The following is a 17,981-nucleotide window of genomic DNA, read 5'->3' on the forward strand; positions in this document are numbered from 1 at the left end:
AGCTCCCCTACTCGTTACATTGGATTTTACACTCTAAACAAGCCTATAACGCGTTTTAACTCTAGGCCTGCATTGCCTAACTCACTAATAGCAGAATTCATCTGTCGACTAGAGTTAGCCGTTTCTTGGGCAATACTACTGATGCTTTCCACATTGCGACTAATGTCTTCGCTTACAGATGTTTGTTCTTCTGCTGCCGAAGCAATTTGTGCACTTGCATCTGAAATATTAGCAACAGAATCAGTTATAGAGGTTAGCGCTTGACCAGCCAGACTGGTCATATCAACACTGTTTTGAACCTTAGTGTTGCTTTTCTCCATACGATCTACGGCATTGCGAGTATTACCCTGTAGGCGTTCAATCATCTCTCGGATCTCAGTCGTAGAAGAGGCTGTTTGTTGTGCAAGATTACGAACTTCATCGGCTACAACGGAGAAGCCTCGACCTGCTTCGCCTGCACGCGCAGCTTCAATTGCAGCATTAAGTGCAAGTAGATTAGTTTGCTCGGCAATATTCTGGATCACATCCATAACTGTACCGATGGCATTACTGTTTTCTTCTACTTGTTCAATCATGCTCGTGAGTTCGTTTACTTCACAAGAGATGCCTTGGATTGAACCTACTACCTCTTGTACAAGCTCATCACCGTGATCCGCTTCATTATTGGCGCGTTGAGTTTGTTCTGCTGTCGTAGCTGCGTTTCTTGCGACTTCTTCAGAGGTAGATGTCATTTCAGAAATCGCTGCAGCGACCATCTCTGTTTCTTGTTGCTGACGGTTGATATCGACGTTTAGTCGATCAATACCAGAGGAAACGGTACCCAAATGATTTTGGATTGTATGCATAGTGGTGTTCAATTCGCCTGTTACTTTGCGTAAACCAGCGATTGTCTTTTTAGCGCTTCGACTTAACTTGTGTATCTCGTTATGAGTTTCATCACTATCACCCATATCGGTATCAATTTGAGTGGTTAAGTCGCCTTGACCAATAGCCTGCATATAATTACAGATGGTATCGATTGGTTGTAGTTTAACTTTCAATGTAACGAACAAAAGCCCTGCAATCAGAAGTGCGCAAACTACAGAGAGAAGGACCATCTCAATGCGAAGTTTATCGCTTTCAGTAAGGAATTCTTCAGTTGCTGCCCCTGCAACGATTGCCCAGCCAAAGCTGGAAACTTGAGAGTAAGCAATTAGCTTATCTTTCAGGTCGCCATTCTCATTAGTGAAGGGGATATGAGTAAATCCGTGATCGTTACTGCTAATTGTGTTGAGTAAACTGTTCCCGCTTTCTGAAACTTCAGTAATATTTTTGTCTTTAGCGAATGGGTGTAAAAGTAATTGGCCAAATTGAGAACCTTGTTTCAAGTTGACGATGTAGGCAAAACCAGTTTCACCAATTTTTAGATCAGAAATTGTATTTTGTAAGGCTGCTAGACGGTCTGTGTAATCAAAGCCTACATACAATATTCCAATTACTCGTCCGGTATTATCTTTAAATGGAATATATTTGGTCATATAGTCACGGCCAAATAGATGCGCTGGGCCGCTATATTCTTCGCCATTGATTAGCTTTTGATAACCTGGGTGCTTTTTACCAAGCATTGTACCGAAAGCTCGGCTGCCATCTGTCTTACGAAGAGAAGTGCTAATACGTAAAAAATCATCATCTACCCGCATGAAAATAGTTGCGGTGCCACCGGTTATACTTGTGAATTGATCGGGCTTAGAGAAATTCTGCGTGACAGTTTCGTAGTCATGGAGAAGGGTAGGAACTGTAAATTTTCCAACTTTAACTTGATTTAGCTCGTCGATAAGCATATCGCCAGAAAACATCTGGATAAAAACATCGGCAATCTGATTTGTTTGCAGTTGTAGTGTCTGATTAAAAAAATCGATGTTTTTGGCTAATTGATCGACTTGTTGATCAAGTGAATGCTCGGCATTTTTTATGAAGCCCTTGTCTACTTCATGATTGACAAAAAGAGACAAGGCCGTAAATACGGCAAATACGATAAATAAAACAATAGTGGCTAGTTGATTAACAATCGACGCGTGTCGAAAAAATGATGTCATGCGAACTACCTCAATGGCTAGGCCAAAGTAAATGCTTTGAGTTATCTAAGGCAAGGAGCCTAAAATTTTACATAACTATATGCTCATATAACTTCAAAGCAACTCTATAGCAGTAGAAAAGTGCTTATGTACTATAGGTAGGTAATGTGAATCTTTGAAAATTCCTACGAAGGTATATGTGTTTGGATTAAAATAACTATGCTCTATAAGATAATGATTCATAATCATTTATTTGAGATTAATTAAGAATGCCTTGTTTAATTTTAGATAGTTTGTCCAGAGTAAGATCTAAATCAATCGTAAGTTCTTTATCAGTGACGCGGCGGCCTTCTGGCTTTAAGCGTCGAGAATAAACTAGATCCATTTCTGCTGTGACCGCTGCAGATTCCTGTCTGCGACGATCAACCATAGTTTTGCGTCTTTCAATGCCTGTGTATTTGGCTGTGTTATGTGAAATGAACCATTCACTAGCATGAAGTAGGGTAGGTAGATTTGGGCTGACTTTTCCTTGATTAGGGCATGCCCAGTAGTAAACGATTTTTAAGTTATCCAGATCTTTGATTAAGTTTAGAGTTCTGTGAGGCATCTATTACTATCCTTGTAATAAGAGTCAATTTTAAGCCTGAAAACATCCATGATTAGGCATAAGCAATGTGTATATTATTGGCCTTGATTATGCGCACAATAATACTCAGATAACAGCAGGTAAAAAATTAGGAAAAATTCCTAATTTGATAAGAGGTTTATATTACTGACTTCTTATTATTCTTTAGGCTTACGTTTTTCTATGCTCAAAAACTTAATATAAACAGTCTTCTGCTCATTATTTTGAAGAGGAAATCTGTCCTAGCCTATAACCGTTCTTGGTTATTTCTATCAGTAAGTCTCTACCCAAGTTTAGAAAACCTTTCAAGACCGCTATCTATGGGGGCTGCTAAACTGTATTAGTGAAGTTTAAGTGGTTTGTCAGTGTCTTGTTGCGTCTTTGTTTTACAGAATTATGACGTGGTTCTGGTTTGTTAGGGGAGCTTAGGAAGCTAACTTCCGGCATCTAAAAACTATTTTCGTGGAAAAGCGCAGCAAAAGTATTGATTTGAAAGTTTTGCACCGCCGAATTTTTACTATAGGATTAGGGTATTATTCTGCTTGCTTAAGGAGTCGGGGTGTGAAGTTCAAAATCGATATTGATATGTCGCCGGAAGAACTGCGTAAAGTTCTGGGTTTACCAGATGTGCAGAAATTTCAGCAAGATATGATGGATAAGATCACTGAACAGATGGATGCTGGTGCGGAAGGGTATGATCCATTGACGTTGTTCAAACCTTACCTAAACAGTGGCCTCGGTTCTATGGAAGCACTGCAAAAAATAATGATGGGTCTTATGACCTCGGGCTATGGTAGCTCTGATAATAAAAAAGACTGATCAAGGTGAAGTGATCAGTTAAACCAAGGGAATGATACGAGAGAGAAAAGTACATTGCGTATTCTAAGAAAATATACAAATCGCCGTTTGTACGATACCTCGCGCAGCTGTTACGTCACGTTAGATGATGTAAAGCAATTGGTACTCAATGGTGAAGCCTTTAAAGTTGAAGATTCTAAAACTGGAAATGATCTGACAAGAAATATTCTGTTGCAGATTATTAGTGAGCAAGAAGCGCAAGGTCATGGCACTCTATTGACTAATCAGGTACTGCAACAATTGATCCGTTTTTATGGTGACAGTATGCAGGGTATGATGAGTCAATACCTTGAGCAGAGTATTGCTTCTTTTCTTGAGCATCAGGATCGAATTCGAGATCAGATGCAGACGATGATGGGCGCAGCTAACCCGCTGACCATGATGAACCGAATTGCGGATCAGAATATGCAAATGTGGGGAATGTTCAAGCCGGGTGAAGGGCCTGAACATCAGCAGCATTCATCGGAATCAGACCCTAAAAAAGATCAATAATAAAAAAGGCCGCTAAGCGGCCTTTTTTATTTTGGATAAATGTTACTTCATATCTGGCATATTACGGCCATAAAAAATTTCATTCATCTCTTTAGATAACCGCTCGGTGATCTGTTGAACTTCCGCTTCTGGAAGCTCTTCTTTGGTTGTGCCAAATAGGTATGTATTCAAATCAACATCTTTTAACATCATCTTGGTGTGGAAGATGTTTTCCTGATATACATTCACATCAAGCATCTGATATTGATCATGAATATCGGACGTGAAGAAATTCTGAATAGAATTAATATCATGGTCGATATAATGCTTAATCCCATGAATATCTCGAGTAAATCCACGTACTCGGTAATCTACAGTCACGATGTCCGATTCTAGACGGTGAATAAGGTAGTTCAGCGCTTTTAGTGGCGAGATGATGCCACACGTCGACACTTCGATATCTGCACGGAAGGTGCAAATACCATCATCGGGGTGAGCTTCTGGATAGGTGTGTACACAGATATGGCTCTTATCTAAGTGAGCTACAACAGAATCCGGCATAGGGCCTGGCTTTTCTGTAGTATCTACAGCTTCCGAATCTTTAATTGGTTCTTCAGCAACTAGAATCGTAACGCTAGCCCCTTGCGGGTCATAATCTTGTCGTGCAACATTTAAAATGTTTGCACCAATAATGTCACAACATTCGCTTAAAATTTCTGTTAAACGATCGGCACTATATTGTTCATCGATGTACTCGATGTATTCCGCTTTTTGCTCGGGTGTTTGCGCATAGCAGACGTCATAGATACAGAAACTCAAACTTTTAGTTAGATTGTTAAAGCCCTGTAGCTTAATTTTGTCATTAGTCGCCAAGGTGGTTAGCTCCAAGTGAGGACTACTATATTTTGACGCGGATTTTAGTCGACAAATTCACTCTGAGAAAGAAAAAATTCACGCTAAATGAGTTGAAAATTACTAATACAGGCAAAAAAAGGTAGGGAATAGGAGAGAACGGGGGATTAGTCCCGTTCTGATAGCCAATCTACGATAGCAGGTGCTACTTGGGTTTGTGACTTGCCAGAAACGAAAACACCAATGTGTCCGCCTTTTACTTCTAGCTCAGTGTAATCTTTAGTTTTTATATGCTCTGCTAATGCTGTGGAGGCTTTGGGTGGGACTAAGTGATCAAAACTGCCAAAAACATTGAGGACAGGTTGCGTTATATTGCCTAGGTTAACCTGTTTATCGCCGATCATAGCTTCGCCTTTTATCAACTTGTTTTGCTGAAAAAACTGAGTAATAAATTGGCGGAAGGCTTCGCCTGCTTGGTCAGGACTATCGTAAATCCATTTTTCCATCCGTAAAAAACTTAGGGCGCTTTCGCGATTTTCTAATTGGTTAGGCATCCCTAAATTTTTCTGTACACCTAATCGCATCGGCATAAGTGAATTATAGGAATCATTCAGCATGCTTCCTGGGATATTGCCATAGGTTTCAACCGCTAGATCCGCATCAACATATTTTGCTAAGTGGTAGAGAAGGTTGTCATCGGTTTGAAAGTCGACCGGAGTCACCATAGTGATTAGGTTTTTAATCTTCTCTGGATTTAAAGCTGTGTAGCACAGGCTAAATGTACCGCCTTGGCAGATGCCTAGAAGGTTGGTTTGATTGGTGCCGGCATGTTCACATGTAGTTGTTACACAGTTATTGAGGTATTCATTGATGTAATCATCTAGATCAAGGTAGCGATCAGCAGCATCTGGATAGCCCCAATCGATTAGATAAACATCTAGCCCTAGCTCTAAAAGACGCTGAAGCATCGAGCGCTTGGCTTCGAGGTCAATCATGTAGGGGCGATTAACTAATGCATAGCAGATCAACAGAGGGGTAGAGCAACGCTTCTCTCCTTGGCTTTGGTAGTAGCGTAAACGAAGTTTGTCTTCGGTATAGATCACGTCATAAGGGGTGGAATCTACATCAACTTCTTTTAGCTGGGAAAGCGTATTGTAGCTTTTTAATAACTTGCGATTAAATTCGAAAAGTTCATGAGAGACAACGCTAGGGTCTAAGTTAAATCCGTTCATCATTTAGTTCCCTTAGCTTGTTTTTTCAAAGAGGTTACTTCTTTCTTGAGAGCTGAAATCTCTTTCTTAAGTTCGGAGATCAGGTCTGCAGCAGCTTGTTCTTTTAATGCCGCTATCTCCTGCTGCATTGCTAGCATTTCTCGGCGATTGTTTCGCATCTCTTTGCGCATTTGGTGCTGGCGTTGAAGTGCTGTGTCTAGTCCTTTTCGAGTGGCTAAACCTACGGACTGAAAGTGTACATCGCGTACATCCTGCGCAAATTTGCGCATATTCATGAGTGCATTACTAATACGGCCGTGTGAGCGTTGGTAAGCATCGGTGAAAACCGTATCTGAATAGGCTGACTCATAGGCTTCGACCCAAATATCATGAAGCTGCTGTAATGTAGATACTTCATCAACCGCTTCAGTCAGCTTGTTAAGCATCTGTGTTGATGCGTTTTGATTGATGGAGCTGTAATGTTCAACGTATTCTTGCAGTGCTTCTTGGTATTCAATGGTTAGTTTGGTCGCTTCTCGAGTTTGTTGCTGAGTTTCGCGATGCGTACCAATAATAGGTGTTTCCAAAAGGCTTTTCATGCCGCTGGAAAACGGGTTTTCGAAGAGTAGGTCGTCACGAAAACTGTGGGTCTTAAATAAGGAGGCGAACTGTTCTGGTAACTGCCATTGTTGCATCAGAGCGTCGGCAGTTTGTTTTTGCATGTATTTTTGGAACTCTTGTACCGCTTGGTTGAGGTGTTGTTCTCCACCATTACGATACTGGTTCAAAAGATCTTCACCGTATTGAGTAAAGTTCTTTGATTGGGCGCCTAAAATGTCGAGCATTTGAGCAAATTGCTCAGGTGCTTCTTGTTTGGCTGTTTCTTGGCTTTTGGTAAAAAGCTCCGCCCATTCTTGTGGTTGAGGCATTTCTGCACCGGAAGTGATTTTTTTCCAATACTCCTTCTGGGCATCTAACAAGGCTTCCATTGATAAGCCGTTATTTTCCATCAGCCAACTCTCCGATTTTTACTCGATGAAAAAACTATCTTATTACAACTGGCTTTCGCTTACATCCGCTTATCGATCATTCCTAAGCATTTCTACTAAATAGTTTGCGGCATTTGATAAGGTGCGATTGCGGTGGTAAATAATCCCAAGATTTCGATGAACGGGTTCTGAATCAGTAACGTCGAGTACGCATAAATCATCATTTACTAAACTATCGGGTAAAAGGCTCCAGCCGAGACCAATGCTGACCATCATGCGAATTGTATCGAGGTAGTTTGTCGACATACTTACATTCAGTTCGAGCGCGTGCTGTTTGAATAGTTGCTCTACTAGGCTCCGAGTAAATGTATTACTGCCGGGTAGAATGGCGTTGACCTGAGTGAGCTGTTCAAGGTTGATTCGATCGCAATCTGCTAATGGGTGATCTTTCGCTACAACATATCTAAGTACATCATCCCAGATGATCTCCGAATGAATGGATGGGTCGGGCTCAGGGGATAAGGTTATCAAGGCAAGTTCTAGATCGCCTCTAAGGACTCCCTCATAGGCGATTTCTGATTCGGCAAATTCAAGATCGAGCTCTACCTTGGGGCAGGCTTCAGCATACTGTTTTAATAAAGGAGGGAGCCTGTGTAAGCTGATATGGTGACTAGCTGCTAGTTTAAAATTACCTGTGATTTCGCCTGCGTTTAGATTGCTAATCAGCCTTTTTGCATCATCCAATTGCAGCAAAATATCTTTAGCTCTTGGTAATAGGGCGGTGCCTGCTTCTGTCATCGTTACTGTGCGGCCAATCCTATCAAACAGTTTGCTGTTTAATTGATCTTCTAATAAAGCCACTCGTTTGCTGATGGCTGATTGGGTTAGAAAGAGTTGGTCTGCAGCCTTTGAAAATGAACCTGTAGCAGCTACAGCCAAGAATGCTTGTAGTGTGTTGGTATCCATAAATTTCTTTCCTATAACTCTTTCTTTAATACAGTAAACTTCTGAATTTTTATTGTATTCCTATTTGGAATCTAAAGCATAAAAAATATGAATTTGTGTTGTAGCTTGGTGTGCACTAGGATTGCTGCATAAATTAGTTGGCTCAGCAGTTTTGGAAGTGTTGAGCGAATGAAAAGAATAAAGTGAGGTGAGCTTCCATGGCTGGTAAAACGTTATATGACAAGTTGTTCGAATCACATTTGGTTCGTACAAATGATGACGGCAGTTCTTTGATTTATATCGACCGTCAGGTTCTGCACGAAGTAACTTCTCCGCAGGCTTTTGAAGGTCTTCGTATGGCTGGTCGTCAGCCATGGCGTATCGATGCAAACATCGCGACCCCGGATCACAATGTGCCAACAACGGAACGTTCTGGTGGCGTTGATGAGATCGTTGATCCTGTTTCTAAAATTCAGGTAAAAACCCTGGATAGCAACTGCGATGAGTTCGGCATTTTAGAATTCAAGATGAACGATCAGCGTCAAGGTATCGTTCACGTAATGGCGCCAGAGCAAGGTGCAATTCTTCCAGGCGTGACAGCAGTTTGTGGTGATTCTCATACAGCAACACTGGGTGCTCTAGGTGCCTTGGCACATGGTGTTGGTACATCTGAAGTTGAGCATGTATTAGCAACTCAGTGCCTGATCACTAAGAAAATGAAAAACATGCTGGTTCGCGTTGATGGTGAGCTAGGCCTAGGTGTAACACCAAAAGATGTTGTGTTGCATGTGATTGGTGTGATCGGTACTGCAGGCGGTACGGGTTATGCGATCGAGTTTGGTGGCGATGTTTTCCGTAACATGTCTATGGAAGGTCGAATGACCGTTTGTAACATGGCAATTGAAGCGGGCGCTCGTGTTGGTTTGGTTTCTGTTGACCAGATCACGCTAGATTACGTTGAAGGCCGTCCATTTGCTCCTAAAGGTGAGCAGTGGGATATGGCAGTGGCAGCATGGAAAGATCTAGTGTCTGATGATGATGCTGAGTTCGACGAAGTGGTTGTAATCAACGGTGCAGACATTGAACCTCAGGTGACTTGGGGTACATCTCCAGAGATGGTTGTTGGTGTATCTGCACAAGTACCTAACCCAGCTAACGAAACGGATCAGGTTAAGATTGATGGTATCAATCGTGCACTTGAATACATGGGTTTGAATGCTGATCAGAATATTACTGATATCAAACTTGATCGTGTATTCATCGGTTCTTGCACTAACTCTCGTATTGAAGATCTACGTGACGCAGCGAAAGTAGTTGAAGGCCGTAAAGTGGCTGAGAACATCATTCAAGCATTGGTTGTACCGGGATCTGGTTTGGTAAAAGAGCAAGCTGAAAAAGAAGGCTTGGATAAGATCTTTACTGCTGCAGGTTTAGAATGGCGTGAGCCTGGTTGCTCGATGTGTTTGGCAATGAACCCAGATAAATTGGGTAATGGTGAGCACTGTGCATCTACTTCTAACCGTAACTTCGAAGGCCGTCAGGGCTTCGGTGGCCGCACTCATCTGGTAAGTCCTGCGATGGCTGCAGCCGCTGCAGTTACGGGTCACTTCATCGATGTACGTGAGTTGATTAAGTAAGGTATCAGGAGAGCGACATGAACAAATTTACTTTGCACACAGGTATCGCAGCTCCATTGGATCGTGCCAATGTTGATACCGATATGATTATTCCAAAGCAGTTTTTAAAATCAATCAAGCGTTCTGGTTTCGGTAAGAACTTGTTTGATGAACTGCGCTATCTAGATGAAGGTCAGCCAGACCAAGAGTGTACGGGTCGTCCATTAAACGAAGAGTTTGTTTTGAACTTGCCGCGTTATAAAGGCACAAGCGTTCTACTAGCGCGCGAAAACTTCGGTTGTGGTTCTAGTCGTGAGCACGCGCCTTGGGCTTTAGATGATTTTGGTATCCGCTCTGTTATCGCGCCGAGCTTTGCTGAGATTTTCTATAACAACTGCTTCAAGAATGGTTTGTTGCCAATAATCTTAAGTGAAGAACAGGTTGATCAGTTATTTAAAGAGGTAGCTGCAACTGAGGGTTACGAACTAACCGTTGATCTTGAAAAGCAGGTTGTTAAGACGCCTTCTGGTGAAGAGATGGCTTTTGAGATTGATGATTTCCGTAAGCACTGCTTGCTAAATGGTTTAGATGATATCGGTCTAACACTGCAGCATGCGGATGATATTAAGGCTTACGAAGAGAAGCGTCGTCAGTCTGCGCCTTGGTTGTTTGACGCAATCAAGTAATCGAATTTAAGAATTAGATAAAAGCCTCTGTGCGAGGCAATCGGGAAGGTTATAAGAATGTCTAAGAATGTATTGATTTTGCCGGGTGACGGCATAGGTCCTGAGATTGTTACAGAAGCGCGTCGCGTTTTGGAATTAGTTAACGAGCAAGACAATCTAGGTCTTGAGTTCAGCGAAGCTGACGTAGGTGGCGCTGCAATTGATGCTGCTGGCGTACCACTGCCAGAAGCGACTCTGGAAGCGGCGAAAGCGTCTGATGCGATTTTGTTGGGTGCAGTGGGTGGTCCTAAGTGGGATACGAACCCTGATTTCCAAATTCGCCCAGAGAAAGGCCTATTGGGTATCCGTTCTCAGCTAGAGCTATTTGGTAACTTGCGTCCTGCAATCCTTTACCCTCAGCTTGCGCATGCTTCTACGTTGAAGCCAGAAGTTGTGTCTGGTTTGGATATTTTGATTGTTCGTGAATTGACGGGTGGTATCTATTTCGGTCAACCACGTGGTATCCGTGAGAAAGAAGGTGGTGTGCGCGAAGGTTATAACACTTACGTTTACGATGAGAATGAGATCCGTCGTATTGGTCGTGTTGCATTTGAAGCAGCAATGGCTCGTGACAAGCGTCTATGTTCTGTAGATAAGGCTAACGTGCTAGAAGTAACTGTTCTATGGCGTGAAATTATGGATGATCTTGCAAAAGAATATCCAGAAGTTGAACTAAGCCACATGTACGTTGATAACGCGGCTATGCAGTTGGTACGTGCTCCTAAACAGTTTGATGTTGTAGTAACAGGGAACATGTTCGGCGATATCTTGTCAGATGCTGCTGCAATGTTGACGGGTTCTATCGGAATGTTGCCGTCTGCATCTCTAGATGAAAACGGTAAAGGTATGTATGAACCGTGCCACGGTTCTGCGCCTGATATTGCTGGTCAAGGCCTTGCAAACCCATTGGCGACTATTTTGTCTGCTGCAATGATGCTTCGTTATTCTCTAGATGCGGCTGAAGCTGCAGATCGTATCGAAGCGGCAGTAAGTAAAGTTCTAGATCAGAATCTACGTACAGCTGACATCATGTCAGAAGGTATGACTAAAGTGTCTACTTCTGAGATGGGTGATGCAGTGGTTGCTGCTCTGCAATAAATATTAGAAAAATAGTCGTAATCTACTGATGTCTCGGTAGATTACGATAGTCTCAAATGCAGAAATAATGCATAATTGATCAACTCTGATGCGTTCGGAGTATACGAAAGCTGGTATCGATGGCGGTACCGGCTTTGTTGTTTATATTTGATTATTTGGTGAATTTAATGAAACGTGTAGGTTTTGTTGGCTGGCGTGGAATGGTGGGTTCCGTGCTTATGCAACGCATGATGGAAGAACGTGATTTCGATCATATCGAAGAACCGGTCTTCTTCACCACATCCCAGGTAGGTCAGGCTGGTCCAGATATTGGTAAAGACATTCCAGCGCTGAAAGATGCGACATCCATTGATGAATTGAAACAGATGGATGCCATTATTTCCTGTCAGGGCGGTGACTACACGAAACAAGTTTACGCTGATCTGCGTGGTGCTGGTTGGGAAGGTTACTGGATCGATGCTGCATCTTCTCTGCGTATGGATGACAGCGCAATCATCGTACTTGATCCAGTAAACATGAATGTGATTAAAGACGGTCTTTCTAACGGCATCAAAACTTACGTGGGTGGTAACTGCACAGTTTCACTGATGTTGATGGGTTTAGGTGGTCTGTTCAATGCAGGTCAGATCGAGTGGATGACCTCCATGACATACCAAGCTGCATCCGGTGGCGGTGCGCGTCACATGCGTGAGCTGATCTCTCAGATGGGTATCATCAAAGAGTCTGTTGTTACAGATCTTGCTAACCCTGCGTCTGCTATTTTAGATATTGATCGTCAGGTTGCAGAAACTATTCGCAGCGATGCAATGCCTGTCGATAACTTCGGTGTACCGCTTGCGGGTTCTTTGATCCCTTGGATCGATACTAAGCTGGATAATGGCCAAAGCCGTGAAGAGTGGAAAGCGTTTGCTGAAACTAACAAAATTCTAGGTCTGGGTGATAGCCCAATCCCAATTGATGGTACTTGTGTGCGTATTGGCGCGATGCGTTGCCATAGCCAGGCATTCACGATTAAGCTGAAGAAAAATGTTCCTATGGATGAGATCGAGTCAATGCTGGCAGAAGCAAATGACTGGGTTAAAGTTATTCCTAACGAGCGTGATATTACTGCGCAGGAACTTACACCAGCTAAAATTACAGGCACATTGAATGTTCCTGTAGGTCGTCTTCGTAAGATGAACCTAGGTGATGAATACCTAAACGCGTTTAGCGTCGGTGACCAGTTATTATGGGGTGCGGCTGAACCGCTACGCCGTATGCTGAGAATTCTATTAGAAGACTAATAAATCAGTCTTTAATTAAGAATATTAACCAGCCCGACTTAGTTCGGGCTGGTTTGCTTTTGGGGAAACGAAAATGAGTCAAGGTTTTAATGTTGCTGTTGTTGGCGCAACAGGCATGGTAGGTGAAGCAATTCTGGAAATTCTGGAGCAACGTGAATTTCCTGTTGAGAATCTGTATTTGGTAGCAAGTGAGAACAGTGCTGGTAAGCAGATTCAGTTCAATGAGAAAAATTATAAAGTCGAAGCTATAGATGATTTTGATTTTTCTCAGGCTCAGATTGCCTTTTTCACCGCTGGGGCAGCGGTTTCTGAAGAGTATGCACAGATGGCTGCGGATCAGGGCTGTATCGTTATCGATAATACATCATGTTTCCGTTATGACTATGATGTGCCGCTAGTAGTGCCAGAGGTTAATCCAGAAGCAGTTGCTGAGTACCCAAACAGGGGGATTATTGCTAATCCTAACTGTTCCACAATTCAGATGTTGTTAGCGGTTGCGCCTATTCATCGCCACGCTTCAGTTAAGCGTATAAATGTTGCAACTTATCAGGCAGTATCTGGTAGCGGTAAGAGTGGTGTAGAAGAACTGGCTGCTCAGACCGCGAAGCTATTGAACGCGCAAACACCGGAAAATAAAGTATATCCAAAGCAGATCGCTTTTAATGTGCTGCCTCAAATCGATGCTCTTCAAGATAATGGATATACCCGCGAAGAGATGAAAATGGTTTGGGAAACGCAGAAGATCCTTGGGGATGAAGGAGTCATGGTGAACCCAACTTGCGTGCGTGTGCCTGTGTTCTTCGGTCATAGTGCTGCAGTACATATCGAATGTTGGGATCCGATTAGTGCGGAAGAAGTTCGTGAGCTATTTAATCATTCTGTTGGTGTGGAGGTTGTTGATAATCAGGAAGAGGGTGGCTACGCAACCGCTGTTACAGATGCGGCTAAAAACGATGACGTGTTCATTAGTCGTATTCGCGAAGATATTTCCTGTGAAAATGCTATAAATTTATGGGTGGTCGCCGATAATGTGCGTAAAGGAGCTGCACTAAATAGCATCCAAATAGCTGAAGTTTTAATCCAACAGTATATTTAGATCGTTTTTTTAAGAGGAAATACAAACAGTTGTTTGTATTTCCTTGACCCGTAAGTGGTTTATAAACAATACTGTGGATGGATTTTAGAATCGCAACCCTCTGAATTGCTCGGAGTTTTGAGGGTAGGGGAACAAGGAAACTGATGATGTTGCGAAAACTCGCCGTCAGCCTTGCTGTAGCAGGGATTATAAGTGCCTCCAACGCTAATGCGTTGGGTTTGGGCGAAATTAAAATTCACTCAGCATTGAATGAGCCGTTAAATGCGGAAATTCAGTTGTTAGAAGTGAGAAAGTTTGGTCCGCTGCAAATTCAGCCAAGAATGGCAAATATTGACGAATTTGCTTTGGCAGGTTTAGATAAATCACGCTTTTTGACTGATGTGAGTTTTCAGGTGAAAGTTAATCCTGATGGCTCTGGCGTTATTACTCTGCGGTCAGATAGGCCTGTTAGAGAGCCTTTTCTTAATTTCTTGGTAGAGGTTAACTGGCCTAGTGGTCGTTTAGTCCGTGAATATACTTTGCTGCTAGATCCTCCAGTATATGATCCTACTCCTGTCCGTAAAACTGTGCAGCCTGCTACTGCACCAGTTACAACATCTTCAGTTAAACCACAGACTAGTACATCAGCCTCAACCGGCCCCAGAACAATGGAGACTGATGCTTCACAAGTTTATGTTGATGTGAAAGATACTTTATGGGCAATTGCTATAAAGCATCGACCTAGTTCGAGTATTTCTGTAAAGAAGATGATGATTGCTTTGCAGAAGAAGAATCCCCATGCATTTGTTAATGGCAATATTAATGTTCTAAGGGCTGGAGTGGTCTTGGATCTTCCGACAATGGAAGAAATCAACCAGCTGAAGTCTAAAGAAGCTACACGTGAATTCGTTCGTCAGACATCCGAATGGAAAAATAAAGGAAAAACGGCAGCGCCAGTGGAGGCTTCTAAAAAGAAGCCGGTAACTAGTTCTGTTGTTGAGGCGCCTAAGCCGGATCCTGAAGAGGATAAATCAGCAGAGCTTAAAATCGTTACACCAAAAGACTCGATAGAGCCTGAAGAGGGTGTAATGACTGATCAGTCGGAAGGTGAAAAATTAGAAGGCGAATCTGCTCAGTCAAAGACTGAAGGTGAAGTGGATACGGAAAAGCAAGCTTTAATAGATCGTAACCAGGAGCTTGAGGACAGATTAAGTCAATCTTTAGAAAATGTAGATAAAATTACTCGCGATAATGCTGAACTTAATGAAAAGTTAGATTCAATTCAGTATGAATTGTCTAAATTGCGGGAAATGCTTGAGCTAAAAGATCAGCAGCTAGCTAATTTGCAAAATAAAGTAGAAGCGGCAGAAGTGGCTGCTACACCGCCTCCACCGCCTCCAGAAAAAAGCCTCATAGATAAGATTTTACAGTCTACTGCCATTCTGGGTGGTATTGGTGCAGCTCTAATTGCATTGCTAGGAGGTTTGTTCTTCTTTCTTCGTCGCGGTAAAAAGGATGAAGAGGCAATAGAAGACGAAAATGCGCTTGTGCAGGTGCCAGAGGACCTAGATACTCCCGAAGAGAGTGAAATGGCTGAAGAGGCGTCTGGGACTGAAACTGAATCTGAATCAGATTCAAGCGACGATTTAGCTGATGATGTTGAGTCTATTGAGGATTTAGATCTAGGGACTGAAGAAGATCTCTTGGATGATGCAGATTTAGATCTTACTGATACTGATGATCTTGAAGATCTAGATGATATTGATGATCTAGATCTCGACATGGATTTGGATCTTGAAGAGGATGGGTCTGGGGATGCTCTTCAGACTGTTGAGGCGGATGAGCCTGACGATCTAGATGCTCTATTAGATGATGATGAGTTTGATTTGGGTCTCGATGAAGAGATTGACGATCAAGATGCTGAAGTACAGTCGGAAGATGTCGAAGCAGATGAACTTGATGCAATTTTAGAAGAGCCTTCAGATCTCGATGAAGTCGAAGATGAGTTAGATGTAGCTGATGCATCAGAATCTGATGCCCTAGATGATATTTTGGGTGAAGTTGAAGATGTTGAGCCTGAAATTGAAGATGTCACAGCTGACGAGGATGAGATTGATGCAGCGTTGGAAGCTGATGATGGCGAAATCGATTTAGGTCTAGATGACACTGATCTGGAATTTGATCTCAATGATGCTGCTCCAGATGTTATTGAGGAAGCTTCTGAAGAGGTGATCGAGAACGATGACGCTGATTTAGATTTTGTTGTCGATGAGATGCCCGATCTTGCAACAGAGGAAGATGTAGCTCAGTTAGAGGCTGAAGGTTCTGAATTAGAAGCGGATTTAGCTACAAATTTGGATGTGGATACTGTACCTGAAGAGCTGGATGAGTCTGGCTTGGATGACTTGTTAGATTCAGTATCTGAAGGAAATATCCAAGAGCTAACGGATGCAGCTGAGGAGGCAGAATCAGAGATAGATGAGCTTGATGATCTATTGGCAGAAGTAGAAGAGCCGGTAACTGAAGGGTCTGCTGAAGCGGTTCAATCAGATGCCACTGATGATTTGGAAGCGCTTTTAGCTGAAGATTTGGATATGGGCGATTTGGAGTTGCCTTCTGAGGAATCTGCTAAAGAACCTGTTGAAGAAACAACCAGTGAAGCAATAGAGTCAATGCTCGCCGAGAACCCTGATCCTAGTGATATAGGTCTTCCTGGTCAGCTTGAAATGCAGGACGATTTAGATATTGAATCTTTACAATCTGATGAGGGCTTAGATGAGCTTTTAGCGAAGGTTGATGAGGATTTAGATCAGGCAATGGCTGCTGATCTAGAGATGGAAGGGGCTGAAGAATTAGATTCTGAAGTGAAAGAGTCAGATGATGCATCTGATGATCTAGATGCAATGCTAGATGATTTAGGTTCGGATTTAGATCTAGATGATGGCGATGCGGCTGCTTCTTCAGAAGAGGACATCGTTTTAGAAGGTGATGATCTAGAATCATCGATCTCTGATGATTTGGAAGCTGATTTGAATTCTGAATTAGATGCGCTTCTTAATAGTGAAGAGGGTGATATAGTGCTAGAAGAGAGCGCTATTGAAGAGGATGCTTCTGTGGATGAAGATTTTGACGAGCTTGCAGGGTTAAACCTGTTAGAAGGAGCAGATGAAGTTGAAACTAAGCTTGATTTGGCTCGTGCTTATATGGATATGGAAGACCTCGAAGGCGCTAAAGATATTCTGGAAGAGATCGCTATAGAAGGCACTGATGACCAGAAAAAAGAAGCTGAAGCGTTGATACAATCCATTAACGAAAAGTAGTATGTCAGAAAAAAGTTGTACTGAACTTAGTAGTTCATCAGAAGGGGCGATTTCTATCGCCCCTTCTTATCGTTATGCTCTTTGTGTTGAATACTCTGGTGCCGCGTATCGTGGTTGGCAGATTCAGAAAGAGGGTGATGTGCCAAGCATTCAAGAGGAAGTGGAAAAAGCGCTTTCTAAAATTGCAAATGCGCCTGTATCGGTTATTTGTGCCGGTAGAACTGATGCGCGGGTAAATGCAACCTATCAAATTATTCATTTTGATAGTCCGGTTCAAAGAGAAGGCCGTGCTTGGGTTTTAGGTACCAATACCAATCTTCCTGATGATATTGCTATCCAATGGGCTGTGCCTGTCTCGGATGAATTTCATGCGCGTTTTTCCGCTGTCGAGCGTCGATATCGATACCTTATCTACTGTAACCCAGTTAAACCTGCCATTTTACCAAAAGGCATTACCTGGACTTACAAGCCGATGGATGTAGAGCGGATGCAGGAAGCTGCAAACTATCTTATAGGCGAACATGACTTTACCTCTTATCGTGCAGTAGGTTGTCAGGCACATAGCCCAGTACGCACGGTTAAACAGTTAGATGTTTATCAAAGTGGTCAATTGATCGTTTTGGATGTGCGGGCCAATGCGTTTTTGCATCATATGATTCGAAACTTTGCCGGGGTATTGATGAGCGTCGGTTGTGGCGAGGCTGATCCAATTTGGGCAAAAGAAGTTTTGGACGCAAAAGACCGTCGTCAGGGGGGGGTAACAGCGCCCCCTTACGGCCTTTATTTTGTGGATGCTAAGTATCCTGATGAATTTGACCTGCCAAAATCAAAAATAGGGCCTTTTTTCCTGTCATAGTTG

15 protein-coding genes are annotated in these 17,981 nt (G+C 42.7%); 9 read left to right on the plus strand and 6 right to left on the minus strand.

Features of this window, described 5'->3' with window-relative positions:
* Positions 1–26: 26 nt before the first annotated feature.
* A complete protein-coding gene (locus tag ACMXYR_RS06410; RefSeq protein ID WP_415903360.1) occupies positions 27–2,075 on the minus strand; it encodes a methyl-accepting chemotaxis protein in 2,049 nt (682 codons plus the stop codon).
* 238 nt (positions 2,076–2,313) lie between these two features.
* The gene (locus ACMXYR_RS06415; protein WP_415903361.1) at positions 2,314–2,661 is read right to left on the minus strand and encodes a hypothetical protein; all 348 of its coding nucleotides are present in this window, start codon (positions 2,659–2,661) and stop codon (positions 2,314–2,316) included.
* A gap of 579 nt (positions 2,662–3,240) precedes the next feature.
* On the opposite strand from ACMXYR_RS06415, the gene ACMXYR_RS06420 reads away from it, so the two are divergent.
* Both ACMXYR_RS06420 and phaR read left to right on the plus strand, forming a co-directional pair.
* Positions 3,241–3,498, plus strand: a complete 258-nt coding sequence (locus tag ACMXYR_RS06420; RefSeq protein WP_415881594.1) for a DUF6489 family protein — start codon at positions 3,241–3,243, stop codon at positions 3,496–3,498.
* A 54-nt stretch (positions 3,499–3,552) separates the two neighbouring features.
* Positions 3,553–4,029 (plus strand): polyhydroxyalkanoate synthesis repressor PhaR, encoded by a 477-nt coding sequence (phaR, locus tag ACMXYR_RS06425; protein ID WP_415881593.1) that lies wholly within the window; start codon positions 3,553–3,555, stop codon positions 4,027–4,029.
* Between the two features lie 42 nt (positions 4,030–4,071).
* On the opposite strand, the gene speD is transcribed toward phaR, so the two are convergent.
* The 4 genes from speD to ACMXYR_RS06445 form a co-directional block, all read right to left on the minus strand.
* A complete protein-coding gene (gene speD / locus ACMXYR_RS06430) occupies positions 4,072–4,881 on the minus strand; it encodes an adenosylmethionine decarboxylase (protein ID WP_415888093.1) in 810 nt (269 codons plus the stop codon).
* A gap of 146 nt (positions 4,882–5,027) precedes the next feature.
* On the minus strand, positions 5,028–6,095 hold the full coding sequence (phaC, locus tag ACMXYR_RS06435) for a class III poly(R)-hydroxyalkanoic acid synthase subunit PhaC (protein WP_415903362.1): 1,068 nt from the start codon (positions 6,093–6,095) through the stop codon (positions 5,028–5,030).
* The gene (locus tag ACMXYR_RS06440; protein WP_415903363.1) at positions 6,092–7,081 is read right to left on the minus strand and encodes a poly(R)-hydroxyalkanoic acid synthase subunit PhaE; all 990 of its coding nucleotides are present in this window, start codon (positions 7,079–7,081) and stop codon (positions 6,092–6,094) included. Before ACMXYR_RS06440 ends, phaC begins: the two co-directional genes overlap by 4 nt.
* A 69-nt stretch (positions 7,082–7,150) precedes the next feature.
* Positions 7,151–8,026 carry a LysR family transcriptional regulator gene (locus ACMXYR_RS06445; RefSeq protein WP_415903364.1) on the minus strand — a complete coding sequence of 292 codons (876 nt, stop codon included), beginning with the start codon at positions 8,024–8,026 and terminating at the stop codon, positions 7,151–7,153.
* A gap of 197 nt (positions 8,027–8,223) precedes the next feature.
* Here ACMXYR_RS06445 and leuC point away from each other — a divergent pair, with 197 nt between their 5' ends.
* The 7 genes from leuC to truA all read left to right on the plus strand — a co-directional run bounded on the left by leuC (position 8,224) and on the right by truA (position 17,978).
* Entirely contained in the window at positions 8,224–9,642 is a 1,419-nt protein-coding gene (leuC, locus tag ACMXYR_RS06450) for a 3-isopropylmalate dehydratase large subunit (RefSeq protein WP_415903365.1), read from the plus strand.
* Positions 9,643–9,659: 17 nt separating this feature from the next.
* Positions 9,660–10,307, plus strand: coding sequence for a 3-isopropylmalate dehydratase small subunit (gene leuD, locus ACMXYR_RS06455; protein WP_415903366.1), 648 nt, complete (start codon positions 9,660–9,662; stop codon positions 10,305–10,307).
* A gap of 57 nt (positions 10,308–10,364) precedes the next feature.
* A complete protein-coding gene (leuB, locus tag ACMXYR_RS06460) occupies positions 10,365–11,444 on the plus strand; it encodes a 3-isopropylmalate dehydrogenase (RefSeq protein WP_415903367.1) in 1,080 nt (359 codons plus the stop codon).
* A 167-nt stretch (positions 11,445–11,611) separates the two neighbouring features.
* Positions 11,612–12,727: an aspartate-semialdehyde dehydrogenase gene (gene asd, locus ACMXYR_RS06465; protein WP_415903368.1), complete on the plus strand. Its 1,116-nt coding sequence runs from the start codon at positions 11,612–11,614 to the stop codon at positions 12,725–12,727.
* Positions 12,728–12,800: 73 nt separating this feature from the next.
* On the plus strand, positions 12,801–13,823 hold the full coding sequence (locus tag ACMXYR_RS06470) for an aspartate-semialdehyde dehydrogenase (RefSeq protein WP_415903369.1): 1,023 nt from the start codon (positions 12,801–12,803) through the stop codon (positions 13,821–13,823).
* Between the two features lie 143 nt (positions 13,824–13,966).
* Positions 13,967–17,122: a FimV/HubP family polar landmark protein gene (locus tag ACMXYR_RS06475; protein ID WP_415903370.1), complete on the plus strand. Its 3,156-nt coding sequence runs from the start codon at positions 13,967–13,969 to the stop codon at positions 17,120–17,122.
* Between the two features lies 1 nt (position 17,123).
* The gene (gene truA, locus ACMXYR_RS06480) at positions 17,124–17,978 is read left to right on the plus strand and encodes a tRNA pseudouridine(38-40) synthase TruA (protein ID WP_415903371.1); all 855 of its coding nucleotides are present in this window, start codon (positions 17,124–17,126) and stop codon (positions 17,976–17,978) included.
* The last annotated feature ends 3 nt before the right edge of the window (positions 17,979–17,981 follow it).

The organism is Neptuniibacter sp. QD29_5 (assembly GCF_047778125.1).
GTDB lineage: Bacteria > Pseudomonadota > Gammaproteobacteria > Pseudomonadales > Balneatricaceae > Neptuniibacter.

Excerpts from the sequence above, each read along its gene's own strand:
- phaC (WP_415903362.1), bottom strand. The coding sequence starts at position 6,095 with ATGATGAACGGATTTAACTTAGACCCTAGCGTTGTCTCTCATGAACTT.
- asd (WP_415903368.1), top strand. The coding sequence starts at position 11,612 with ATGAAACGTGTAGGTTTTGTTGGCTGGCGTGGAATGGTGGGTTCCGTG.
- ACMXYR_RS06440 (WP_415903363.1), bottom strand. The coding sequence starts at position 7,081 with ATGGAAAATAACGGCTTATCAATGGAAGCCTTGTTAGATGCCCAGAAG.
- ACMXYR_RS06470 (WP_415903369.1), top strand. The coding sequence starts at position 12,801 with ATGAGTCAAGGTTTTAATGTTGCTGTTGTTGGCGCAACAGGCATGGTA.
- leuD (WP_415903366.1), top strand. The coding sequence starts at position 9,660 with ATGAACAAATTTACTTTGCACACAGGTATCGCAGCTCCATTGGATCGT.
- ACMXYR_RS06445 (WP_415903364.1), bottom strand. The coding sequence starts at position 8,026 with ATGGATACCAACACACTACAAGCATTCTTGGCTGTAGCTGCTACAGGT.
- ACMXYR_RS06415 (WP_415903361.1), bottom strand. The coding sequence starts at position 2,661 with ATGCCTCACAGAACTCTAAACTTAATCAAAGATCTGGATAACTTAAAA.
- truA (WP_415903371.1), top strand. The coding sequence starts at position 17,124 with ATGTCAGAAAAAAGTTGTACTGAACTTAGTAGTTCATCAGAAGGGGCG.
- ACMXYR_RS06410 (WP_415903360.1), bottom strand. The coding sequence starts at position 2,075 with ATGACATCATTTTTTCGACACGCGTCGATTGTTAATCAACTAGCCACT.
- leuB (WP_415903367.1), top strand. The coding sequence starts at position 10,365 with ATGTCTAAGAATGTATTGATTTTGCCGGGTGACGGCATAGGTCCTGAG.
- ACMXYR_RS06475 (WP_415903370.1), top strand. The coding sequence starts at position 13,967 with ATGATGTTGCGAAAACTCGCCGTCAGCCTTGCTGTAGCAGGGATTATA.
- leuC (WP_415903365.1), top strand. The coding sequence starts at position 8,224 with ATGGCTGGTAAAACGTTATATGACAAGTTGTTCGAATCACATTTGGTT.